The 24,196-nt window shown below is 45.8% G+C and carries 26 protein-coding genes; 14 read left to right on the forward strand and 12 right to left on the reverse strand.

Features of this window, described 5'->3' with window-relative positions:
* Window positions 1–5: 5 nt before the first annotated feature.
* The 3 genes from pstA to BM056_RS02630 form a co-directional block, all read right to left on the reverse strand.
* Window positions 6–896, reverse strand: coding sequence for a phosphate ABC transporter permease PstA (gene pstA / locus BM056_RS02620; RefSeq protein ID WP_092468477.1), 891 nt, complete (start codon window positions 894–896; stop codon window positions 6–8).
* Window positions 883–1,791, reverse strand: coding sequence for a phosphate ABC transporter permease subunit PstC (gene pstC, locus BM056_RS02625; protein WP_092468479.1), 909 nt, complete (start codon window positions 1,789–1,791; stop codon window positions 883–885). The genes pstA and pstC overlap by 14 nt, the downstream gene beginning before the upstream one ends.
* Window positions 1,792–1,863: 72 nt before the next feature.
* Window positions 1,864–2,781: a phosphate ABC transporter substrate-binding protein gene (locus BM056_RS02630; protein ID WP_092468481.1), complete on the reverse strand. Its 918-nt coding sequence runs from the start codon at window positions 2,779–2,781 to the stop codon at window positions 1,864–1,866.
* 284 nt (window positions 2,782–3,065) lie between these two features.
* Between BM056_RS02630 and BM056_RS02635 the strand changes: the two genes are divergently transcribed.
* The 8 genes from BM056_RS02635 (at window position 3,066) to BM056_RS02675 (ending at window position 13,653) form a co-directional block, all read left to right on the forward strand.
* Entirely contained in the window at window positions 3,066–3,920 is an 855-nt protein-coding gene (locus BM056_RS02635) for an AraC family transcriptional regulator (protein ID WP_092468483.1), read from the forward strand.
* Window positions 3,921–4,124: 204 nt separating this feature from the next.
* Complete coding sequence (locus BM056_RS02645; RefSeq protein ID WP_092468487.1) at window positions 4,125–5,507, forward strand: (Fe-S)-binding protein; 1,383 nt, start codon at window positions 4,125–4,127, stop codon at window positions 5,505–5,507.
* Window positions 5,508–5,509: 2 nt separating this feature from the next.
* Complete coding sequence (locus BM056_RS26520) at window positions 5,510–5,683, forward strand: hypothetical protein (protein ID WP_174549929.1); 174 nt, start codon at window positions 5,510–5,512, stop codon at window positions 5,681–5,683.
* 386 nt (window positions 5,684–6,069) lie between these two features.
* On the forward strand, window positions 6,070–7,554 hold the full coding sequence (locus BM056_RS02650; RefSeq protein ID WP_131820709.1) for a winged helix-turn-helix domain-containing protein: 1,485 nt from the start codon (window positions 6,070–6,072) through the stop codon (window positions 7,552–7,554).
* Window positions 7,555–7,894: 340 nt separating this feature from the next.
* On the forward strand, window positions 7,895–8,137 hold the full coding sequence (locus tag BM056_RS02660) for a tail fiber protein (RefSeq protein WP_092468493.1): 243 nt from the start codon (window positions 7,895–7,897) through the stop codon (window positions 8,135–8,137).
* 32 nt (window positions 8,138–8,169) lie between these two features.
* A complete protein-coding gene (locus BM056_RS02665) occupies window positions 8,170–8,412 on the forward strand; it encodes a phage tail protein (protein ID WP_092468495.1) in 243 nt (80 codons plus the stop codon).
* Window positions 8,413–8,486: 74 nt separating this feature from the next.
* Complete coding sequence (locus tag BM056_RS02670) at window positions 8,487–9,809, forward strand: cadherin-like beta sandwich domain-containing protein (protein ID WP_092468496.1); 1,323 nt, start codon at window positions 8,487–8,489, stop codon at window positions 9,807–9,809.
* A 76-nt stretch (window positions 9,810–9,885) separates the two neighbouring features.
* A complete protein-coding gene (locus BM056_RS02675; protein ID WP_092468498.1) occupies window positions 9,886–13,653 on the forward strand; it encodes an S-layer homology domain-containing protein in 3,768 nt (1,255 codons plus the stop codon).
* Window positions 13,654–13,873: 220 nt separating this feature from the next.
* Here the strand turns inward: BM056_RS02675 and BM056_RS27130 are convergent, their stop codons facing one another.
* The 4 genes from BM056_RS27130 to BM056_RS02690 form a co-directional block, all read right to left on the reverse strand.
* Window positions 13,874–14,002, reverse strand: coding sequence for a hypothetical protein (locus BM056_RS27130; RefSeq protein ID WP_274377506.1), 129 nt, complete (start codon window positions 14,000–14,002; stop codon window positions 13,874–13,876).
* A 138-nt stretch (window positions 14,003–14,140) separates the two neighbouring features.
* The gene (locus BM056_RS02680) at window positions 14,141–14,737 is read right to left on the reverse strand and encodes a hypothetical protein (RefSeq protein WP_092468499.1); all 597 of its coding nucleotides are present in this window, start codon (window positions 14,735–14,737) and stop codon (window positions 14,141–14,143) included.
* Entirely contained in the window at window positions 14,737–16,911 is a 2,175-nt protein-coding gene (locus tag BM056_RS02685; protein ID WP_092468501.1) for a DUF3160 domain-containing protein, read from the reverse strand. The genes BM056_RS02680 and BM056_RS02685 overlap by 1 nt, the downstream gene beginning before the upstream one ends.
* A 38-nt stretch (window positions 16,912–16,949) precedes the next feature.
* Window positions 16,950–17,486, reverse strand: coding sequence for a hypothetical protein (locus BM056_RS02690; RefSeq protein ID WP_131820710.1), 537 nt, complete (start codon window positions 17,484–17,486; stop codon window positions 16,950–16,952).
* Between the two features lie 342 nt (window positions 17,487–17,828).
* On the opposite strand from BM056_RS02690, the gene BM056_RS02695 reads away from it, so the two are divergent.
* On the forward strand, window positions 17,829–18,458 hold the full coding sequence (locus BM056_RS02695; protein WP_092468505.1) for a CatB-related O-acetyltransferase: 630 nt from the start codon (window positions 17,829–17,831) through the stop codon (window positions 18,456–18,458).
* Between the two features lie 78 nt (window positions 18,459–18,536).
* Window positions 18,537–18,710: a hypothetical protein gene (locus BM056_RS25995; RefSeq protein ID WP_165613339.1), complete on the forward strand. Its 174-nt coding sequence runs from the start codon at window positions 18,537–18,539 to the stop codon at window positions 18,708–18,710.
* 763 nt (window positions 18,711–19,473) lie between these two features.
* Here BM056_RS25995 and BM056_RS02700 read toward each other — a convergent pair.
* Both BM056_RS02700 and BM056_RS02705 read right to left on the reverse strand, forming a co-directional pair.
* Window positions 19,474–19,863 carry a pyridoxamine 5'-phosphate oxidase family protein gene (locus BM056_RS02700; RefSeq protein WP_337833481.1) on the reverse strand — a complete coding sequence of 130 codons (390 nt, stop codon included), beginning with the start codon at window positions 19,861–19,863 and terminating at the stop codon, window positions 19,474–19,476.
* A 748-nt stretch (window positions 19,864–20,611) separates the two neighbouring features.
* Window positions 20,612–20,995, reverse strand: coding sequence for a hypothetical protein (locus BM056_RS02705; RefSeq protein ID WP_092468509.1), 384 nt, complete (start codon window positions 20,993–20,995; stop codon window positions 20,612–20,614).
* A 176-nt stretch (window positions 20,996–21,171) separates the two neighbouring features.
* Here BM056_RS02705 and BM056_RS02710 point away from each other — a divergent pair, with 176 nt between their 5' ends.
* The 4 genes from BM056_RS02710 to BM056_RS02725 all read left to right on the forward strand — a co-directional run bounded on the left by BM056_RS02710 (window position 21,172) and on the right by BM056_RS02725 (window position 23,156).
* A complete protein-coding gene (locus BM056_RS02710) occupies window positions 21,172–21,573 on the forward strand; it encodes a hypothetical protein (RefSeq protein WP_092468511.1) in 402 nt (133 codons plus the stop codon).
* Entirely contained in the window at window positions 21,574–21,780 is a 207-nt protein-coding gene (locus BM056_RS02715; RefSeq protein ID WP_092468514.1) for a helix-turn-helix transcriptional regulator, read from the forward strand.
* Between the two features lie 724 nt (window positions 21,781–22,504).
* On the forward strand, window positions 22,505–22,777 hold the full coding sequence (locus BM056_RS02720) for a YlcI/YnfO family protein (protein ID WP_238456277.1): 273 nt from the start codon (window positions 22,505–22,507) through the stop codon (window positions 22,775–22,777).
* Window positions 22,767–23,156 carry a type II toxin-antitoxin system VapC family toxin gene (locus BM056_RS02725; RefSeq protein WP_092468516.1) on the forward strand — a complete coding sequence of 130 codons (390 nt, stop codon included), beginning with the start codon at window positions 22,767–22,769 and terminating at the stop codon, window positions 23,154–23,156. Before BM056_RS02720 ends, BM056_RS02725 begins: the two co-directional genes overlap by 11 nt.
* Window positions 23,157–23,202: 46 nt before the next feature.
* Here the strand turns inward: BM056_RS02725 and BM056_RS26595 are convergent, their stop codons facing one another.
* The 3 genes from BM056_RS26595 to BM056_RS02735 all read right to left on the reverse strand — a co-directional run bounded on the left by BM056_RS26595 (window position 23,203) and on the right by BM056_RS02735 (window position 24,093).
* Entirely contained in the window at window positions 23,203–23,367 is a 165-nt protein-coding gene (locus tag BM056_RS26595; protein ID WP_207648118.1) for a hypothetical protein, read from the reverse strand.
* Between the two features lie 125 nt (window positions 23,368–23,492).
* Window positions 23,493–23,885, reverse strand: coding sequence for a hypothetical protein (locus tag BM056_RS02730; RefSeq protein ID WP_092468517.1), 393 nt, complete (start codon window positions 23,883–23,885; stop codon window positions 23,493–23,495).
* Entirely contained in the window at window positions 23,878–24,093 is a 216-nt protein-coding gene (locus tag BM056_RS02735; protein WP_092468519.1) for a helix-turn-helix transcriptional regulator, read from the reverse strand. The genes BM056_RS02730 and BM056_RS02735 overlap by 8 nt, the downstream gene beginning before the upstream one ends.
* Between the last annotated feature and the right edge of the window lie 103 nt (window positions 24,094–24,196).

Raw genomic sequence — 24,196 nt, forward strand, 5'->3', positions numbered from 1 at the left:
AAGCTTTAAGCCCCTTTTTTTATGCTGCGCAGCCACAGGGCCGCCATATTGATTATTAATAATAAAATCACCAGCAGCAAAGCGGTGCCGTAGGCCTTGGACATGGATACATGCTGGCTGAAAAGTATATATAAATGATATGGCAGGGCCATCACCGGTTCAAACAAGCTGCCGGAGGAATCAGCTGAAATTGCCGCAGCTGTAACCATTATGGGAGCGGTTGCTCCCGCCGCGTAACCCATAGCCAGCAGCAACCCGCTGATTATGGCCGGCGTTGCCCGGGGAAAAATTATTTTGCATAATATATACCAGCGGGACACACCCAGCGCGGTGCCCGCCAGGCGATATTGTTCATTAACCGCCAGCAAGGCGTCTCTGGCAGTTATCACAATTACCGGGAAAATCATAATCCCGAGAGCCAGGCCGCCCGCCAGTAATGATATCCCAAAACCCAGGTGTAATACAAAGAAAGAATAGCCAAACAATCCTGTTATAATAGAAGGAACCCCGGCCATGCATTGAATGGTTAGGTTGAGCAAGCCGATAAACTTCGTTTGGCCGGCCTGCTCAGCCAAATATACCGCGGTGATGATACCCGGCACTGCCGATGCGGCAACGGCGATAAGCACCAGGTAAAAGGTGCCTCTGATGGCGGGAAGCACCCCTCCCTGTGTCCCCAGTGGAAAACCCGCGGGGGCAGAGGTTATAAATTCCCAGGTCAATGAAGAACCGCCCCGGTACAGCAGGTATGCCAATATACCCAGCAGGATAAAAAGTATAACCAGACCTGAGGCCCAGAATAAGCTAAGCCAGATTAAATCCCGGAAGCATCGCCGCAGGTTCGCTTTCCCTGTTTTATAATCCGCCGCCCGCGCGGTATATTTAGTAACCGCCATGTTTATGCACCCCGTTTTTCTTACTGTGCAGCAATATATTTATGAGCATGTTAATGCACATAACAAATGCCAGCAGCACCAAACCTGCTGCAAATAAGGCCCGGTAATGCAGGCTGCCGGCAACAGAAGTGCCCAACTCCAGTGCAATTAAGGCGGAAATCGGCTCGCCCTTGCCAAACCACGAGGTAGGGAAAAGCAATATGTTGCCGGCCAGCATTAAAACAGCCATTGTTTCACCGGCGGCCCGGCCAAAGGCCAGTATTAAAGCTCCAAGCAGGCCCCTGCTTGCCAGTGGAAGCATTACCTTTAGTGCGGCATATTGCCTGGAAACGCCCAAAGCCAGCGCCGCCTGCCTGTATTCCCCCGGTACTGCACGCAAAGCGGCCTCGGAAGTAGCCACGATGTAGGGTAGAACCATTACTGTCAGTACCAGTGAAGCGCAAAATAAGGATTCGCCGCTGGCCATATGCCAGGAAGCTTCAAAGTATTTTACCAGCACAGCGGCACCAAGGAAGCCATAAACCACCGAAGGAATACCTGTAAGTACATTCAGCACCGGCCTGATGATCGCTGCCAGCCAGGTTGGAGCAAATTCTGCTAAAAATACAGCGCTGCATAACCCAATGGGAGCGGCGAGCAATATCGCTCCCAGAGCTGTCCAGAGGGTACTGCAGATCATTGCCCCCAAACCCAGTAAGGGTGGGTTGGCCAAAGGGCTCCAATCCAAGCCGCCAATCAACCGGGCCGGCCCCATTGCAGACCATGCCGGCCAACTCTCCCGGGTCATAAAAAAAACAATGGCCAGCAGCAATAGCATGGCACCGCTGGATACCAGCAAATAAATCAAGCCCGCGAGAGCATTTAACCATAACTGCTGCTTAGTTTTAAATGACATAATCTATCACTCTTTTAAATGATTGTGGGTAGTTATTTAAAACTACCCACATGATTAAATAATCATAATTTGTTAATCAGCGGCAGGGATGAACCCCATTTCCTCAACTACTTTTAGCCCTTTTTCCGAGAGCAGGTAATTAATAAATAGCTGCTCTTGGGCATTGGGGGTATCTTTGGTGATTAGCAGCAGCGGCCGTGCTATTTTATATTCCCCGCTGCTGATGGTTGCCAATGTCGGGGTGACCCCATCCACTTTAAGCACACCCAGTTGCCCTTCGTTTTGCTTGACTAAACCAAAAGAAACGTAACCCATAGCATTCTGGTTTTCCATTACTTTACCGGCCAGTGCCCCCATTGAAGGCAATTGGATAGCTTCTTTAGAGACCGGAGTTCCTTTCATAACTAATTCATCAAATATCTGACTGGCTCCGCCGCCCAAATCCCTTATCGCCAATACAATGGGGTTGTCAGGCAGTTGGGCATCTAGTTCCTTCCAGGTTTTAATTTCCCCGGCGAAAATACGTCTTACTTCATCAGTGGTTAAATCCGGTTTTATTTGCATTACCCGGTTCTGAGGATGGACGGATATAGTTAGAGCATCAGAGCCCAGCTTAAAAATCTTGCCCTCCGGCATTTTTTCTTTTTCTTCATCTTTAATTTCACGCGAAGCCATACCAATGTCAACGGTGCCGTCCAGGGTTGAATTAACCCCAAAGCCGGATCCGCCGGTGGACACGAAGATTACGATAGGCTCTTCCGGCAATTCAGCATCCACTTTGTTCCAGGTTTTGTATTCCTCAGTAAAATCATTGGCGCATTGGGCGATAACCGGCGCCAGGGTGCTGGACCCGCCCACTTTTATGGACTGCCTTTGGCTTACCGTATCACCTGCCTGACCCGTGGCTTGGGGCTCATTTTGTCCGCAGCCAGCCAGTAAAAACAAGGTCATAATTACCAAAAATAGTGCTAAAAACTTATTTCTCCCCACTATTAATTACCTCCCCGTTTCCCAATATTATTTTGGCAACTATTTAATTATTTACCATAAGATAAATTGATATGTAAAATAGAATATTTTTATATACTTTGAGTAAACAATTGGTTTTTTTTATTGTAAGGGCAGCCGCTCAATCAAGCTTATTGGGAAAAAGCAAAAAGGCCGGTCGGTGTGCTGAGCATGGGTATTTTATTTTTTCTAATTTCGGCAAAAAAAAGGAAATCCTGTATTTGGCTAAGAAAGCATATTATAGTTAAAGTGGGGGGGGGGCTCCTATGAACTACATAGAAATGGTCAATGATGCCATACACTATATTGAATCGAATTTGCACCGGAATATATCCTTGCAGGAGTTGGCGTTCCGGTATTACATTTCACCCACCCACTTCCTTCGCATCTTTAAAGCGGTAACCAATCAGACAGTAAAATCATATATCCTGGGGCGAAAGCTTTCCCAGGCTGCCGTTGCTCTAAAAGAAACGGACCGCAAAGTGGTGGACATTGCCTTCCAATACGGATTTAATTCACATGAACAGTTCACCCGTGATTTTATAAAAGTATTTCACGTTGCCCCAAGTCTCTTCCGCAAAGAGAGATTGCTGACCCCGTTAATGGAAAGGTTGGATATCATTGAGCGGGACTTTAAAACCAGAAATAAAAAAATTGTTGTCAACTACTGCTGCCGGGAAATAAAAGAAATTAAATTGCTGGGCAAGAAGGTTTTTTTAAACCCGGAATGTTTATGCGAAATGGAAGAACTGATCGGCAGGGTTTACGATTTTTACGAGGAGTATTTTGTACGGGGCACTGCCAGGCGCTTGTTCAGCGTCGGCTGCAGCGACAGCATAGACCCGTCCCTTAGTTTCTGTTTTTATGGCATGGCCGCGGAGGAGCATAGTGGAGACCGTTCCGGGCTGGCGGAGATGACTATTCCGGCATCCAGGTACGCCGTATTCGTCTATCCGGATTTTATGGGAGCGGTATTTCGCACGGTACGGAAAGATTTAGATCAATGGTTCAAGGCTACCGGATTTGCATTTAACCATAACGCCGGTTTTGATTTTTTTGAATTTCATGATGAGGATTACGAACATACCAGAAAGTTTTATTTGTATGTACCGTTGTTTTAAACTGATTGCCGCAAAAAAGCTCAAGATTTTTTTCTCAATTCAGACTATTATTTTAACCAAAAAGACGGCCATCAAGATTTTTAATTTTCAATTGAAGAAAATCAAATCACAACTGAAATTTTACGTTAAACTGCAGCCGGCAAGACCGGTCATGAAATTCCGGTCAGGCTTCGGCCAGGTCGCTGCCGTGAAGAGGTGAAAATTATGCCAATGTATAAAGGAATGGTACAACCGGTTAGGGCTACACCGGATGAAATGCGAAAAATCCATATTGAACCGGTGCCTGAAGAGGAAAAACCACAAAAAGCACTGGAATTACTGGATCAAATTCGCAAAAAGTTTCGTTCGTTCGTTTTCGCCATGGAGTCCTGCACTAAGTGCGGTCAATGTGCCGAAAACTGCCATACCTATCTTGGCACCGGGGACCACAATAATATCCCAACCAACCGGGCGGAACTAATCCGAAAAATTTATAGACGCTACTTTACCCTGGAGGGTCGTTGGTTCGGCAAACTGGTGGGGGCGGAGGATATCAGTCTGGATGTTATTGAACAATGGTACTCCTACTTTTACCAGTGCAGCCAGTGCCGGCGCTGCGCACATGTTTGCCCATTCGGCATTGACACCTGCGAGGTAACCTTTATCGGCCGCCAGCTGCTGCATTGGCTGGGTATTACCCCCAAACTGCACGCCAGCGTTGGCGCAGCTATGGAAAGGGTCGGTAACCATACAAATTTCCCCAAACCCGGCATTGTTGACACTCTGGAATTTATGTCCGAGGAAATCATGGACGAATTTGGTGTGGAAGTAGATTTTCCAGTCGATAAGCCTGCATCCGACATCATGTATATCCCCTCGTCAGCGGATTTTATGCTCAATCACTATACTTTAATGGGCGCAGGCATGTACTTTAACTATATTGGTGCCAACTGGACCATTCCCAGCGCTGTTACCGAGGCCGGCAATTTCGGTCTATTGTTTGACCAGTATTACACGCAGCGGCATAATGTTATGCGCCTGCTAAATGCGGCCCAGGAGCTGGGTGTGAAAAAGATCGTCTGGGGAGAATGCGGTCACGGTTGGCGGGCGGCTAAGATGTACATCCCCTCTTTGGCGGACAGGCCGGTAATATGGCCCATCACTCATATCCATGACGAAATTGCCGCAATGATCCGTAACAAAGAATTAAAACTTGACCCGTCCAAAAACTCAACGCCCGTGACACTGCACGACCCATGCAACTACGTGCGGGCCTGCGGCTTAAATGAAAACATGCGCGTCATTATGCATGCGGTGACCACCGACTTCAGGGAAATGACGCCCCATGGTATGGATAACTTTTGCTGTGGCGGTGGTTCAGGTATCCTGTTTGACGATCCGGAAATGTACCAGCGCCGGATTCTGCTTAGCAAGAAAAAGGCCGAACAGGTGCGGGCCACAGGGGTGGGTAAAGACGGCAACGGTATCCTTTGCGCGCCATGCTCCATTTGTAAAGCTCAGCTTTATCCCATGGTGGAGGAGCATGAGCTGGGTGTGGAAGTTAAAGGCCTGGTCGACCTCGTTGGCAAGGCTCTGGTTTGGAGTTGATAATGCCGCAAGAAACAGCCCCCCTGTTGAAGGAATTGGATGATGCCGCTTCCGAGCCCATCCGGTTCCGCCCCCCGGGCAAGGTCGAGCTTTTAGGCGCTTTCTTGGCCGGTCGCTGGTGCTGCGACTCACAGGCGCGATCAGGATTCTGTAAAAGCTGCCATTGGATTTCATGATGAAATTGATAATACCGCCGCTGCTGCAGGCGGAAAAGGTTACGAGCACTATTCAATGAGACTTCCACAAAACGGAAGTCTTTTTCATTACCTCTTTTCCATGGATTTGATATAGTTTATCTTGCATAACTTTATATTCCTTTTAACGTCTCGACACATGTGGAAACATGCGTACTTTTGTCGAAAGTATGAGAAGTGGGAAGCCAACAAAAATGGCTGAATGACCAGCGATAGTGAATCCCTAAGTTGCTCTAATTATTGTAAATTTATATCGATCGAGGCATTAAAAATTTTTATTGTAGAGCCGATATTATAATATATATAGAAAAGAATGTAAGAAGTGAGGTGCGGCGTCAATTATGGCAGAAATAGCATACAAAACAGGATTGATTGGAACTAAATATAGTAAGCCGGGAATTAATCAGTATTTGATTTCCCGCCGGCGCTTGCATCAAAGATTGGATAATTCATTGATTTGCAAACTTACTTTAGTAACAGCTCCTGCGGGCTATGGCAAGACTACGGCCGTTCTTGACTGGCTGGAGAAATGCGGTTTGTCTGCGGCGTGGGTGTCGGTGGATTCCTACGACAATAACCCCGTGGTGTTCTGGCGATACGTATGTACTGCACTAGATGGCATTTCCGACGGTCTTAGTAAAGACACGGAATATGTTTTTTCCTCTCTGGAGCTGTTGAAAGCAAATATACATATCAACATTCTCATCGACCGGCTGTCAGGGGTTCAATCCGACTTCCTGCTTGTGCTGGATGATCTTCATTTGATTACCGATTCTTCTATTTTGCAAGGGCTGTCCTACCTGATTGACTATCTACCCGCAAAAATGCACCTGATTTTTATCAGCCGGATGGGGCCGGAGCTTGAACTGGCCAGGCATAGAATCAAGTGGCAGGCACAGGGGCTGGAGGAAAAAGATTTGCGCTTTGGAAAGGAAGAGATTTTCCTTTTTTATCAGGCAAGGGGTTATACTCTTGAAAACGATGATGTGAAAAAGGTGGAGACCTATACTGAAGGATGGGCTGCAGCCCTGGTTGCGGTCGCTATGTCCATGGAGGATGCCGGGGGAGGCAATGATGTTATTGCCTCCCTTACCCGGTCAAGCCGTGATATAGAACAATATCTCCTAGATGAGGTGATCAGCACTTGGCCGCCGGAAAAAAGGGCTTTTGCCATGAAAACCTGTATTTTGGATATGCTTTCAGAAGCTTTGTGCAATGCCGTTACTGAAGAAGACAATGGACGCCGTATGTTGAATGAAATCAATGAAGGAAGCGGTTTCCTTATTACTTTGGATGAGCAAAACCGGGAGTACAAATATCATCCTCTATTTAAAAGCCTTCTTTACAGGCTCCTTTCCGAAACTGTCCCGGAGGAAATTGCAGATCTGCATATTAAGGCTGCACGCTGGTTCCGGGAGCACGGCTTCATGCCGGATGCCATTGAACACTTGCTGCGCGGCGGCTCATACCGGGAAGCCCTTGAAATGATAGAACACCGGATTGATCATTTGATCAACAGAAACGATTTCGGTATGCTGCTGTCGTGGATAGAACGCCTGCCGGTCGAGTTTAAGGATAACAGCTTCAAGATAGCTGTTATTTATGCGCTGTATTATGCGGAAACCGGCCGGTATGATTTGTCGCGGCAATGGATTAAAAGAATGAAAACGTTAAAGGATGATAATCAATATGCTTCCAGTCCCGGTTGGAACAGCTATAGCCGGACGGTATGCACTTTGGTTGAGGTTAACCTGCTTATCAGAGAAGGCAATGTCGAGTACCTGCCACACAGGGAATATATACAGCAAGCTGGGAGTAAAAAACCGCGCCCAATGTGTGAAGCTGGTCCGTGAAACAGGCCTGCTGAAATGACCTGACATGTCGTTGATAAAATTCATAGCGATACTACTGGTAAGATACATGCATAACCTGCATGTGACGTACTTTGGTACGATGCGAGGTTTCCTAATTGTATGCTACCATAAAAATATTTAATAGTGGCAATAGGTTGTCTAAGGGTTGCATTGATATACTGACTGAAATGTATTATCCCCTTGTTGGAATAACTACAATGAATGTACAGGCGGCATTGGCAGGGCAGACAGTAAAATTCCAGAACAGCTCAATAATGAGCAGTGCCAAGGAATGAAAGGAACATGTTAACAAAGTATATGGGGGGAAGGAGGTGCTTTTATGGATCCATTACTTGGTGATCTCGAGCTTTTCCCCTATGGCTTTGCGCCGGCACACTGGATGGAATGCGCAGGACAGATTTTGGGCATCAGCCAAAACCAAGCGCTTTACTCACTCATTGGCACAACCTTCGGGGGAAACGGCACGACAACTTTCATGCTGCCGAACATCCCGGAAGATAAATGCCCTTATGGAATGCGTTATTATATCTGCATTCAGGGTATGTACCCTTCCAGAAATTAATCATTTAATTAAAGTATTAGGAGGTCAATGACATGGATTATTTTATAGGTCAAATCGTATCATTCCCATATTCCTTCACACCCATGGGGTGGATAAAGTGTGACGGGACACTTCTCAACATCCAGCAGAACACAGCTCTTTTTTCTCTGATAGGTAATAAATTCGGAGGCAACGGAACGACCACTTTTGCAGTTCCAAACCTCATAGGCGCGGAGCCGGTACCCGGTATGAACTATTATATGTGCACGTCAGGCATTTACCCAACGAGGGATTAATTTAGCTTGCGGTCCCGCACTTTGTATAAATAGGATAAGAAGGTGCGGGAGAGCAAACGGAAAGGATAGTGATTATGGGAAATATCGCTTTAAGTAAAATTGCGACTGCCAGCAGCTATGTGCTTCCCTTTAGCCCCAACAAAGCAGTTGACGGCTTTACGGCCCCGCTTAACAGATGGGTGTGCAACAGCGTCAGCACTGCTTACCCGGGCTGGCTGATGGTGGATATGGGTTCGCAGAAATTTGTAAACCGCTGGGTGGTAAAACACATGTGCGTCGGCGGCTTTACACCGTCACAGAACTATGCCAACAGGGACTACAAGCTCCAGGGCAGCAATGACAGTGTAAGCTGGATGGATATAGATACCGTAACCGGCAACACGCAAAGCACTACCGACAGGACCACGGCAATTGTAAGTTTCAGGTATTACAGGGTGTCTGTAACAAGCGGCCTGAACGCCAACAAAGGCCTTGCTTCCATAGAGGAGCTTGAGATATACGAAGCACCGGTGCCGTTCCTTACCAACCTGACACTGAGCAGCGGCACACTGAATCCTGCCTTTAACAGCACCGTATATAACTATACTGCAAGTGTCGGATATGATGTGACCAGCATAACGGTAACGGCCACTTCGGGTGGAACAGCCTCCACCATGACCGTAAACGGCGTGACAACAACTTCCGGTCAGCCCTCTGCTCCAATAAGCCTGAATGTGGGAGCAAATACCGTGACAGTGCAGTTAACCTCGCCGGGCGTACCTGTGCAGACCTATACCGTGGCAGTTACCCGGGCCAGCAGTCCGTATCTGACGAATATTACCTTTGATAAGGGGTCGCTGGCAACTCCATTTGAAAAAAATACATTGACTTATAATGCAAATATTCAATATGACGGCACCCAGGTTTATGTAACACCAACAGCAGAGGATCCGGCGGCAGCCATCACGGTAAACGGCTCTCCTGCCACAAGCGGCGTGCCGTTCGGTCCGATAGCCATGCCGAACATAGGAAATAATGCGGCTATTACCATTGTAGTTACATCCAAGCAGGGTGCTGACAGCCGGACATACACCATCACACCGACACGGGCAAGCGATTGCTATCTATCGGGGCTGCTGATTGTAGGAATAAGGGGCGGTGGACTGACGCCTGCCTTCGATAGGGCTACTTACGCATACACATCAAATGTAGCCAACTCGGTGGCTTCCGTACAGATACAGGCAACGGCTGAAAATGGAGGAAATATTACGGTAAATGGAATTTCCGTGCAAAGTGGACAGCCTTCTCAACCCATCAACCTGCAAGTGTCAACAAACCTTGTAACTGTTGTATGCAGTTCCGAAACAGGTGTCGATTCCAAAACATATGAAATAACAATTACCAGGGCGGCACAGTAATTCTCTTGGATATAAAACCTGCAATACACCTGCAGGTTTTATATGGTTTTTTACAAAGTTTTGCGGAGGATATTTTATGAAGAGAATTATATTATTAACGGCACTTACTATTGGTATGTTGTTTTGCTTGGCAACATCTTCGTATGCGACCGGTTTATCCAGCAATTTGGTCACTAATGGCGACGGAGATAATTGGGGTATTTGGAATAAAGATACAAGTGGAAGCTATGTTGACCACTGGAGTCAATTATCTGATCTTGGCGGTACTGCTGGATATGCCCCTGTATCCCCGTTCGATTCAGGCGCGATTGGTGATAATGAGTTCTTTGACTTCTGGGATAATTCCACTACGAATAAAACCGGATGCCTGTATCAAGATATAGTCCTTACCGACACAACAGGAAGTCTGTTCTCCGATATAGACGCCGGAAATATCGGTTTAAATGCACAAGCATATATTTTCAAATACCTTCCCGGCGACGGAGGAACCATTCAAATTAAATTCTTGGATGGATCCGGAAGTGAAATTGCAGTCGGGCCCTACCGCAGTTCACGGGATACAAATGACCTCTCAAATTGGGAGTTGGTGCAAGTCCAGCATGTGCCTGTTCCTTCTGGAGCAAGGACAATCCGTGTAATGCTTATTGCATATGCGCCTGATGGTAATTCCTATGTTGATTTTGACGGGATAGATGTTGAGCTATGCAACCTTCCTGATATTTCGATTGCGAATTCAACTGCAAACCATACATACAATGGCACTCAAACTATTACTATGTCCGGAACCGCATCCGACCCGGATGGCCTGCCGGTTACAGTTTCCGCAGCCATTAGCGGTATAACTCAATCAACAACCATTGCAAGCGGTGCTGCATGGAATCTATCATGGGATATTGCTTCACTGGGCATTACTGATGGAGATTATACAAACATTCAAGTTACCGCAGATAACGGAAAGGGCATAAGGACCGCAACTTATACCGGGACATTGGCTGTAGATGGGACCGCACCGGCGGCAAGCAGCCTCAGCCCGTCGGATAATGCGACCAACGTGGGAGTAAATGACAACCTGGTGATTAACTTCAGTGAAAATGTGGTGGTGGGTACAGGAAACATTACCATAAAGAAGACCTCCGACGACAGCATGGTAGAAACTATCGATGTTACCGGAGGAAAAGTGACGGGAAGCGATACCAGCGCGATAACGGTAGATCCGGCAACTACACTGGATGGAGAAACCGGATATTATGTGGTAATAGATGCCACGGCATTTAGCGACACAGCCGGCAACAGCTATGCGGGGATAAGCAGCAGCAGCGCCTGGAATTTCACCACAGCCGATATAACAGCACCTACAGTAAGCAGCATCGACAGAAACAGTCCCGCGGGCGAATCGACCAACGCAACAAGCGTAACCTACAGGGTGACCTTCTCGGAGGCTGTAACAGGAGTGGACACAAGCGACTTCACACTGACCGAAACAGGGACCGCACACGGCATAATAGCAGCAGTATCTGCGGGAAGCGGCACAACAATAGACGTAACCGTAAGCGGTATTACGGGAGACGGGACCCTGCGTCTGGACCTGAACAGCTCGGGTACGGGAATAACAGACGACGCAGGAAATGCCCTAGCAACAGGCTACACAAGCGGCCAAACTTATACCTTTGACACCACGGCACCGACAGGTGGCAGCATCAGCATCAATAGCGGGGCCGATTACACCACTAGCACTTCCGTAACGCTCACCCTGTCGGCAACAGGGGCGAGCGAGATGATGGTGAGCGAGGACAGCGGCTTCAGCGGCGCAAGCTATGAGGCGTACTCAACCAGCAAGAGCTTTACCTTAAGCAGCGGGGACGGGATAAAAACAGTATACGCAAAATATAAAGATGCAGCCGGTAACGAAACAAGCGCCACCATAAGCGACACAATAACCCTTGTCACCACGGCGGCGACTTATACCGTGACCTATAACGGCAATGGCAGCAGCTCCGGCAGCGTGCCGATAGACCGCACTAGCTACAACAGCGGCGACACGGTGACGGTAGCGGGCAACGGCGGCGGCCTGACGAAAACTGGCTATACCTTCACGGGATGGAACACGGCGGCCAACGGCAGCGGTACCACCTACGCCGCAGGCAGCGGCACCTTTATCATCAGTGCCGACACTACGCTGTACGCCAAGTGGGTTCTTAACACCGCTTCCGCAGCAGCGGACCTGTCCTTTCTGTACGTTAGCCCCGGAACCCTGAGCCCCGGCTTCTCGGCAAGCGAAACCGAATATACCGTAAGCGTGGGCAACTTGAAGGACAGCATGACTGTAACGGCCTGCGTATACGACACAAGCGCTACCCTTAAAATAAACGGAGAAACTCCGACGGTAACCGGTGCGGTATACGGAGAATATGCGGCAACAATAGACCTGGAAGTAGGTTCAAACAACATAATATCGGTCGAAGTTACAGCACGGGACGGGACCACCACAAAAACCTACACCATAACAGCAACAAGGGCAGCGGCAAGCCACCACTCATCAAGCGGTGGCGGCGGTGGCAGCGGTGGCAGTAATAGCAGCACAACCACGGATAAGACAACAACAAAAGTAGTAGTAAACGGCGAAGAATATAACGCCGGGACAACCACCACCACAACCGAAGGCAGCCGGACAGTCACAATAGTAACAGTGGACGACGACAAAATAGAAGCACTGCTGGAAGCCAAAGGAAACAACACGACAGTAGAAATACCCATAAGCAGCACAACAGACATAGCAGAGGGAGTCCTCAGCGGACAGACCATAAAAAACATGGAAGCAAAAGCAGCCGTACTGGTAGTAAAAACGGATACAATAAGCTATACCCTGCCTGCGTCTGAGATAGACATAGACAGCGTCTCGGAGCAGATAGGAGCCCAGGCAGCGCTTAAAGACATAGCGATACACGTGATTATAGCCGCACCACCGGCAGATACGGTAAAAATAGTGACAGACACGGCAGACAAAAACAGCTACCAGATAGTAGTAAACCCCGTAGAATTTGAAATAATCTGTACGAACGGTGACAAGACGGTTGAAGTGTCAAAATTTAAAGCCTACGTAGAAAGGACCATAGCAATACCAGAAGGAGTAGACCCGTTAAAAATAACCACGGCAGTAGTATTGAACGCTGACGGCACCCTCACACACGTACCGACGCAAATAATAAGCATAGACGGCAAATATTACGCTAAAATAAACAGCCTTACAAACAGCACCTACACGGTTATATATAACCCCAAAGAATTCAAGGATGTAGAAAACCACTGGGCAAAAGAAGTCGTAAACGACATGGGCTCAAGGCTGGTGATAAACGGGATAGGCGGAGAAAACTTCGCACCGGACAAGGACGTCACCAGGGCGGAATTTGCGGCAATCATGGTAAAAGCCCTGGGGCTGAAAGCCGGCAGCGGAGCAAGCGGATTTGACGACGTAAAAAGCAGCGATTGGTACAGCGGTTACATCAAAACCGCAGCAGAATACGGCATAATATCCGGGTACGCGAACGGCAGCTTCGGCCCGGCGGACAAGATAACCCGTGAGCAGGCCATGACCATGATAGCAAGAGCCATGAAAATAACGGGGTTAAAAGCAGAGCTTGCGGCAGGAGAAGAAGAAAAGCTGCTGTCGGGCTATGAAGACAGGGAAGTTTTAGCAGAATATGCGCGGAGCGGCATTGCGGAGTGCATAAAGACAGGTGTGGTATCAGGCAATAGCAGCACCGGGATAGCGCCCAAGGACAACATATCCAGGGCGGAGGTGGCTGTGATGGTGAGGAGGCTTCTCCAAAAGTCGGGACTCATATAAAAAAAGTGACACTCCTGTATGCTCAAGGAGTGTCACTTTTTTTTGTCACTCCGGCAATGATAGAAATGTTACCCATTCACTAAAAATAATCATAATTTTACTCAGATATACTTATGCCAGCTATCACTACAAGAACACCTAAAACCAACAATGCACTCAACAATTTAGCCTCCTTAGTATAATTCAAGGTTAAAGATATTTCTATTCTGCTTTAATTCCATTATATTTCAAAACCGTGCTGTACTGTTGTTTCCTCAAACCGGGGCAGCCATTGGGTCCAATTGGCGGCGTCAAGGTTGCTGTAAAACTCCGGCAAGCCGGATGTTTGAGCCGGAAGAAAAACATACATGCTGACCCTCTTGCTGCGTAGGGAATCCTCGCGGCCAAATCCTTAACCGCAGTTTTTTCATAACAAGCGCCCTTCATCTTGATTTTTTAATCATTATAGACGGTTTGATTAATGATAATTTTAACCCGTGTTCTTGGATCAAATAGAATCATCCTGACCCCGCAGGACCGCGAAACCCCATTCGTTCCATTTTAAAAAGGCAGTGCCGGTAGGCTTATTTTTGTCCACGGTATAAATTCCACTCGCAGTCCGGCGGTAATGTCCCTCTTGCACTACCAGTTCGTTCATGCCGTCACCGTTGATATCCCGAACCGTGAAGGAGACGATCGGGCGGTCGAGGTCGGAGGAACACCACCCCGGCTGCATAGTATTGCCATGCAGCCGGTAGACAAAGAGGTGGTTTTTGTAGCTTTGGTCTTCGCCATCAATCCAGAAGGGCTTGACCGGGCCGAAACTTCCTTTTTTCCACAGAGATAACAACAGGTTGACGGTGCCGTCATTGTCGGCGTCTCCCAGCGCAAAGTCAGTTATACGCCATGCGGGGGGCGATTGCCAGAGCACCGTATCATTTTCCCGGACGGTAAGGCGGTGACCGGCAAGCAGATAATGTTCCGGCGTCCCGTTTTCGTTGAGGTCAGCGCTTAAAGTCCGGGACGCCGTGATTTTGCTGCCGGGCAGTGAGGCAAGGATGACAAAAACTGCCGCACAGACCAATATTTTGCAGGTCCTGCTCATTACTGAGGCACCGCGTATGATTTCACCCAGGCGGGCTGCTCCGGAGCCTGCCCCTCATCAAGCATTGACCGCCATTTCTGGTCGGTCAGGCGATCCTGCGCCGGCCACGGAAATTCGTAGTAGGAGTAAACGCCGCCTTTGGCGATGCGCAGTTTGCCGTCAACAGGGACAACGGCGTAGATCTCGCTGACATAGCCTGTACCTTCCTCCAGTACTTCACCCGCCGGGTTGGTGGCGACGTCGGCGATCAGGCTGGCCGGGTTTTGAGCAACAGCGGATCTATGGTCCACTCCCTCGTCCCGCAGGGCTTCCAGCCAGAAGTGCTCCAGATCTCCGCCGAAGCCGCGGATGAGGTCATATTCCTCATCAGTCAGCGGTTGATTGACCAGTTCCTTTTCGGCAATGACTTTTAGCTTGAGGGCCAGTTCCTCCATGCGTTCCAGCGATTCTTTGTCGTTTTCGTTCAGCAGTCCCCGGCTTTCGAGCCCGTCGGCGGTCATTTGGGTCAGGGACGCCAGACGGGCGAAGACAACGGGATTGGGTTCAACATATCCGCGGTCGTCGTTCACGTCTCCACCGCCCATTTCAGCATATACCTGCTTGGCGTAGAGGATGGTGTCGTGTTTGAGCTCGGTCCAGCTTCCTAGATAGGTCTCCAGCTGTTTGCGGGTCCAGGCCTGGTTGGTCATAAACGAAGGATATCCCTGTTTTTTCGGCTCCGTCAGGGGCGCCAGCGTATGCAGCCAGGACCAGTAAAGGTTTTGGGTCCAGGTGGCGGTGTCCAAAGAAGCCAGATAGGTTTGCAGTTTGCGCATGTTCTCCGGATATCTGGCGTAGCCGGTTTGACCGGCGCTGTCGAGAATAGCGTATGCTGCTTCAGAGCCCATGGCCGCCGGAATGTCCAGCCCTTTGGGCAGCATTCGCCGCTCTCCAGCGCTGTTTTCCCCGACTTCTCTGTAAACAAGCCTTTGGAAGATAGAAGCGTCAATGGTAAATCGCTGACCCATCAACCGGAAGCCTTTTATTGCCTGCTCCCGGTCGGGTTGGATATTTTCATCAAAGACAGGAATTGAGTTGATGGCCGGGGGCTGGAGTTTGTCGACCGCTGCTTCAAAGGCGGTCCATTTATTATTGTCACCCGTCAGCTGGTTGAGGGTGGGAGTATTCCCGTAGATTTTTCCCAACAGTTCGCGATACTGTAAGAATCCCAGGTCGTCGCTTTTGCCAACGAAGAAGTTGGTGGGCTCGTAGATGCGGTTCCAGCTTGCAAAATCTTTATCTCTGTTGAGCAGCAGCGTAATCAGGGCCGCCGATCTGGTTTCATCGTTATTATTAGCACGGAAAGTCATCCGTCCGTACCACATCATGGTCTTAAAGTAGGAACGGAGGTCATCGGAGGTTGCGTAGTGGCCCCGGGGGATGTACTGGGTGTAGTCCTCATTGAGTACAGCCAATGGATCGTCAGCCGGTTGCCCCATATTCATTACCGGTGATGGTCGCATTGTATCCCGGTGTTCTGCTATGAGCTGAAGTTCCTGTTCTACCTCCCGCTGAACGTAGGAAGGTACACCTGCGGTGGGGTCCAGCATTCTGGTTGCTACTGCGAAAAAGGCAACGTTACGTTTGGCTGCGTTCTCCCAAGCCGTTCCCTTTAGATCGCCGTATTGCTGTTCGCTTCCTGCCAGCATTGACACCGTAAGCGTTTGGAGTTCGGAACACAGCCGGTCCTTTTCCAGTGTGCGCAGCAGGTGACTGAAATACAAATGGTAGTTGTGCAGCATTGCATCGGTGGTGACAAAGTTTGGCACTGGGACTGCCGCGTAGCGGTTCACTTCATAAAGCGGAAAGAACTCGCGATGATCTTTGGACGCCACCACTACAAACCCGTTTTGGGCCAGAAGTTTACCGGCTGCTGGTGAGAAGCTGAAAAGATCCTTGTTGGTTACATTGGACAGGTTTGGTTCAACCAGGTATGGCTTGACCGAAGGTTTAACGTTGACGGGGATCTCGCTGTATGGGGCAAAAACAGTGTCTGCAGCTGATGATGAGACCTGTGGTGTATCTGCTTGCTGCCTGGGGGAGTTCTTGGCAGGCTGACAGCCGGTCAGGGCTGCCGGCAGGGCTATCACCAGCGCTGCGAAGAGACAGGCGGCGGCAATTCTACTTATTTTCATGGGTAGGCTCCTTTCATAGTTAAGATAAGATTAAATTACTAAACCGAAACGCTAAAAACAACATCTTTGGGTAAAACAGAACGGATAAACGCAATATCATTATCTGTTACATCAAGGGCATGAAACTCCGTACCGTTATGTTCGGCGTAAAAAATTATTTTACCGTTGAGGCAGAAATTAATTGAAAACCATTTTATCCGCCCGTATTGATCAAAACAATTGTTAGTTAAGGTATTAATAAATTCATTTGTAATTTCTCCTGTTTGCGAAACTATGACGGAACTGCCCGGCGGGCTAATGTTGATAGTCCAGCCGGGAAACAAATCGGCTAAGGCTTCGGAGAAGGGCAGGGATAAATCTTTATTATTGTTATCCTGTACATTCACATGGTTGGCAAAAGGCTTGACGCTGTCGATCGCTTCTAAATCGGAAATCCAGCAATTCACCTGAAATGAGGTGCATTTTGCTGCGAAGTAAAGAATCAGCGGCTTCCAGTGGTTATAGTTCAAAGGAACCATAACGCCGGAAACTTCTTTGAATTTGGTTATTGAAAAATGAACTTGGTGGTTGTCCATATCATCACTCCCCGTGTGATTTAATACTGATACGGTATGGCGCTGTGCACCAATGAAAAACATGATAAATATTATTTTGTTTTCATCTATGTAATTAAGACGGTAAAAATATGCAAATGTTCCCAAAAAACTGTGCATGGATATAGAATAATTTGCCTCCATTTAAGCCGGTGTCCAGGAGAGCAGTAACTCTGATGGGGTTTAGCCTTTACTATTTATTTAATTGGTATTATACTAAAATTCAATATTTTGCAATAAGGCGGTGGTTTTTTTTGAAACTGTGCATTGTAATCGCCGGAATAGTCGACAAACAGCAGTGATTTAAAGATAAGGGGAATTACAATGACTGTTCCGGGAAATAAAATATATCCACGAAATGACCATGAATCTGTATATTTGAAAAACGTAATCAAAGATCCCAATATTTTTGTGGGCGATTATACCTTTTATAATGATTATGTTAACGACCCTACACAATTTGAGAAGAATAATGTTCTGTATCATTACCCTGTGAACCATGAAAAACTGGTAATTGGTAAATTTTGCTCCATTGCTTGTGGCGCCAAGTTTATTTTCACAAGTGCTAATCATACGTTAAAATCCCTTTCGACCTATCCGTTTCCCATCTTTGCAAGTGAATGGGGATTGGATTGGGATCATGTTACGGATGCATGGGATAACAAAGGCGATATCATAATTGGCAACGATGTCTGGATCGGCTACGAAGCTGTCATTATGCAGGGCGTGCATATTGGTAATGGTGCGATTATTGGAACCAGAGCAGTTGTTACCAAGGACGTCCCTCCGTATACAATTGTAGGAGGGATTCCTGCTAAAGAAATCCGAAAAAGGTTTAATCCAGAAACTGTTGATACTCTACAGCAGTTACAATGGTGGGATTGGCCCTATGAAAAGATCCAAAAGCATTTGCCGGATATCATGACTGGAAATCTAAAAGGATTACAAAAGTAACCGTAATATAAAATGGCTTAAGAAGCGCTCTGAAAACAGAGCGCTTTTTTGCGCTAATTTTTATACGAGGTTAAGTTAATGAGTCAGAGTACATGCGAACCCGAAATCACCCGGCTGGCACATAAACTGAAATGGCCTGTATTTGAGAACTACAAAAAGCATGTGCAATCAGATAATAGTTTTGAGGAGAATCTGCTGACCCTGCTCCGGCTGGAAAATGAACAGCGTGACAAGGTGAAAAGTTTACGTTAAACTGCGGCCGGCAGGACCGGTCATGAAATTCCGGTCAGGCTTCGATCGGGCCGCTGCCGTGAAGGGGTGGGAATTATGCCAATGTATAAAGGAATGGTCCAACCGGTTATAACGAGCAGCAGTACATACCTGCTTCAAAACCTTCCGGACCGTCTGATAATACAACCCATGATGAGTATATCCTCCAAATGCCGTATGAGGATGAATATTCCCAGTTGACAACCTTATGAGGACTGTATTTAGGGGTCTGATCAAGATAGGTTTACAATTTGGTTGTACTGTACAATAAAATAATATTTTGGGATTAAGAAAAGATTAAATATACGATAAAAAGCTGCAATCAAGTATTATCTGGCACTAACTCTTCTGAAATAGTGATTTCCCTGTCATGATCTCTTAAAAATTTCTAGCACTTGCATTTTTCCTTGCTTCCAGCAAAAAATCATTTTGAGAGCTTAAGAACGGGCCCGTGGCCTAGTGCTGCAAAGCAGACAGAATGATTCAGTAAAGTTTGCTGTAATTTTTCCCGCCCGGATGGGTTAGGCACTTGTTCCAAAGAAATACTCCGTACTTCGTCCGACCAATTGGCCTCACCACAAACTCCTGTATTTTCCCCATACGAATAAAAAGATCACTACTGAAGACTATTTTTCTGGAGGTTTCCAATGCCAGCAACCCCTCCCATAGATGCATCTCTGAGGGGTAACTCAAAAACTCAAGTTCATACTCGCCAAATTGAAAACGTTCATGTTTTAGCGCTCATTCATAGGGTCTGAGTGGCGGAGCCTACTGTGATCTCCACGGCCGCCCTGGCCCAAGGAAATTTTTGTTTGACCGTATCAAATTGCGGCCCCGATTTTACAAAGGCCGCAGTACCCTTTATCAAAAAACCTGTCCCCGGCCCGCGAAGCCCTTCCACCTCCCGGCTGCCCATCGTAACCAACACCTTATTGTTCTTGACCACATTGGCTTCTGTTTGGTTCATACCTCCGGCGGGAATCAATAAATTACCTTCTGTCGTAATTTGGATATAGCTATTCCACGTGTTCACTAAATGCGGTCCGTCTTCACCCAGAGTAGCTATAGCTACTACACCTTCATGCTCCAAAACCTGCGATAGCTTTTGGGAAACCAATAGATATACTCCTTTCATAACTTTATTTCATACTATTATGTACCCCGGCGCTGGATTCCATTCAGGTGTATCCGCTTATCCTAGGAAAATTCCCATAATTAGGGCTTGCTGAACGAAATAAAAATTCAATACTCTCAACGGTTTGAGCGCATATTTATCAAATTTAAGTGCAAGGAAAATGAAACAATTAATGCAAAAACCTTGTACTTTGGAAGCAGAACATGTTTAGCAAGTTGGGAAAATAATTCTATCTGAAAGAGTTTATATTACCGTATAGCGCTTGTTTCGGTATAATCTGGTCTTTTAGACCCCTCATTATGACATTTTTATTTAAAAATGGATTTGTTCAGCAAGCCCTAATTAAACGCCTCCGTTGAAGCAGATTAAGGATAGCTATATCTTGCCGGAGTTATGGATCTACGCGGCAAGGCAATAGTTGGCTTTGCAGCTATAGCCAAGCTACAGTTAACAGCCATTGAAGTATTATTATGAAAAAAAAGATCGTTAATCCCTAACCAGATGAGCAAAAAGGATCAGGCGATAGCATAGAAAGGGTATTGCCAACAGCCATTTCCGCCGATTGCTCATATAATCGACCAAAAGTTCACGTTTTTTAAGGAAATAAGATCAATCTTTATAACGCACCATTTTAATATATTGCGGGTTATGGTTGTAGCTTACATTACCACTGCATCACCCCCCGTAAAAGAAAAATCTCCGTATATTTACGGAGTTAAAAATCTAATTGTGTTACAGTTTGGTCGTACTACGCATCAACAAGAATCACATCTGGCCTAAAAGTTTTTGCCAATCCACCATCAAACTCAACATAACCACTGGAATCTATCTTGGTGATTTTATGGGGTTTTGAACAATCGAAATCCCTTGTAAAACATCCCCCACCTGATCTGGTTATAATTACAGTGTCACCAACATTTGCTCCAAGCCTTTCTATTTGCTCTTGCCTTCTTTGGTTCCAGTAATGTTCGGTATCAATACTGGTAGATAATATTATTTTTTCCCCTTCTGGAGTTTTTATCAAAAACAAATCCGGGCTATCTCCTGTATGGTAAACATCGTAATAAACACATCCGCCTTCAAACTCTTGTCCATAGTATGGGCTATCTGGGTCTATAACTCTAACCTTCATCCGTATCACTCCTGTCACATAGTTTAGCTTTCTGGTTGTACTGTGCAATAAGATATGAGTAGTTTGTAATTTGGAAATTGTAGATGGTCGATAATGGAAGTTGACAAACCCAGTTTGATGTTATATATTTATAACAATAAGTTGTATATTTCTAACACCAGAGGAGGTATTTAATAATGAAGTCAAAAACAATTCTTGTCCTATGGGTATCAATGCTTTCTGTTATTGTTCTTGGCCTATCTATTGTTGCAATAAGGTTACTTGGAAACAGCAATATCATCTCCGCATTACTGGTCATTACTGGTGCATTATCACTCATTATCATTTCGTTCAATGTATTAAAAAGAGTAGTTAGTGACTTGAAAGAAGGTTTTCCAATACACGATGAGCGTTCAAGAAAAATAAAGATGCACGCTGCAAGTTATTCATATTTCATCTCCATATATATATGGCTGGCACTTCTAGCTTTTCAAAAACACCTAAACCGAGACGATATTCTTACCGCTGGTTTGCTTGGAATGGCAATTTCATTTTTTGTATCCTGGGCAGTATTAAGCAAGAGGAAAGGCCTTGAATAGATGAAAACAAGAATAAAGGAATATCGAGCACGGTCTAGCCTTACCCAAGCTCAGTTGGCTCAAAAAGTCGGTGTAAGACGAGAAACAATTGTATTTCTTGAAAAAGGTGAATATAATCCTTCTCTTAAACTTGCCGTAAAAGTTGCACGTGAATTAAACACAACTATTAATGAACTGTTTATCCTGGAAGATCACGATTATGATTAGTTTACTCATTTTTACCTAAGGGTATTGAGGGGTCAATTATTACTGTTTAACGAGATATGCTTAATGAAGTTCGCCTTAATCTGTTTTTGTAAGCAGTTTTTTTAACTGCATATAATTTAGCTACTACGCCATAATCAGGCTGTAACGCCCGCTTATTCTTAATTTAAGATAACGAGGGCGTTTTAAATTGACCGTCTAACTTCGCGGCTGCTTATTGCAACTTATGAATGTAGACCGCATCTTCCCAACCTCTCTCAAACTAATGATCGCCGCCCGGACGGTCAACCGGTTATCAGCGAATTGTCCGGTCTGGATGAATCCTATTCAATGGATTGACTCGCAAACAATATTTCCAAACTTTTTGCCTTTGGTCCAGCCAGGGCATGCTTGATATTCGCGCTTTCACTTCTGCTGGTGAACCATATTCCAGACATGATCGCCGGCTTGGCGTTTGCCTCAATGTCATCAGTAAAAGTGGCTACTTATCAACCTGCCGGTATTGTCAGTGCGAAAAAACAGTTTCCCGGGTGTTGAACTCACTCTGGTAAATTGTTATTAATGCCCCATGGTTCTTTCTTTTTTCTGATATGTTTTATTGAGGACAGGTTGGGGATTAGAAAAACTGATACCCAAGTATATTCACCATATCTTTTCGCTTGCTAAAGATTTAAGTTGTGTATATACTAAATATAAAATTATGTATATACAGGAGCAGATAAAAATAATGAAAACTAATCTGACACCTATTAGATTTCCTACCGATCTTTTAACTGAACTAGGTAAATATGTTGGTGATGGCAATAGAAGTAAGTTTATTATTGATGCTACACGTAAAGAACTACACAGGTTAAAACAAAGTAAGGCTATTCGTAATGTGGCGGGTATTTTTAACGAGAAGGATTATCCTGAACTAAAAACATCGGAAGACTCTTCGAACTGGGTGCGAAAGATGAGAGAAGAATCTGAAGCCAGGAGGAGAGATCTCTTTGGCGAATAATAACGGCTTTCTTTTGGATACAACCATCCTTATAGATTTGTTTCGGGGACGGCAAGAGGCTATAGATTTCCTTGATCAATTGTTACAAGAAGGATCTCTTTGTGTATGCGCAATAGTGGTGGCGGAAATTTTTTCAGGTATCCGCCCTGAAGAGCTGTCCAAGGTTGAAGAGTTTGTTGAAGCAATGAATTATTATCCTGTTGAATATAGGACAGCAAAAAGGGCAGGTTTGTATAGGCGGGATTTTCAGAAAAAGGGAATTACCCTTAGCATATCTGACACCCTGATTGCCGCTACTGCTATCGAACATTCCCTTACCTTAGTTACGAAAAACGTACGACACTTCCCTATGACTGAGTTAAGTATTATTGAACATTAGAGTTTTGGTGCCAAAAGATGGAAGAAGCTTTAATCTCCGAATGGTTTCAACACCCCCCGCGGCACAAGGCCGGGGGCTTGCGGAGAAATCCGTCTCCGGCTATCTGTTTCCAATCTTTATCCGGGTCCAACTCGTCGGTTGCCCCGCTATTTATTTTGCCGTCAACTGACATTAACATAAAAAGTGTAGTCTCGACTCTGTTTTGTTTCATTATTCTTAAAGCTCCACTCCTTCAAGCGTAATAAGAACTCTTCCAAATCAAAAAGCGGTAAGAAATAATAGCTATCTATTTAGTACGTTAGTTGAACAGAATTTCACTGTTTTGGTTGGGTAATATTATTTATACTTCCTTGAATATATAAATTCTACAACCGGCAGTGTTACAAATGTAAGACAGACCACAATCAGCAAAGGATAATTCTTAATATCATTTAAATTTCCCCTTCCTTCAGAGATAAATAGAATTAAAGTTGACAATATCATTAACGCAAAGTAACTTATTTTGGCACTCTGTGCTACAATATGCATACCTAATTCGTCTTTCTTGGAAGACCCTTCATGGTCGCCCCAATTAAGAGCATTAAAAAAATACGACAAAGCCAGAAAGCTGCAGAATATAGAACCACCATCTATAGTTCCAAATCGCACCCATCTGTATATGGTAACTCCTGCAAGTGTACAAAAAACAGCAAAAGTTAAAATAATAAGGATTTTTTTATATTTATCCATGCTTTTTTTCTCCGTTTTTCGATGGTATAAATAAATTCTCTAAATTAGTTCCTAAATGTTTCGCTATATCAAAGGCCAGTTGTAAACTGGGATCATATTTATTGTTTTCAATGGCGTTAATCGTTTGCCTGCTTACATTACATAACTCTGCTAATTTCCCTTGCGAAAAACTGTTTTTTTCTCTGTATTCCTTAATTCGGTTTTTCATTTTGCCACCACCATATTGGCGAAGTGTAAAAAGTATTTTACATCTGTATTATAAAATAAGACAAAGGAAGTGTCCAACTTATTTTACACCTCCTTTGTCTCAG

It is taken from the genome of Desulfotruncus arcticus DSM 17038 (assembly GCF_900113335.1).
Lineage (GTDB): Bacteria > Bacillota > Desulfotomaculia > Desulfotomaculales > Desulfallaceae > Desulfotruncus > Desulfotruncus arcticus.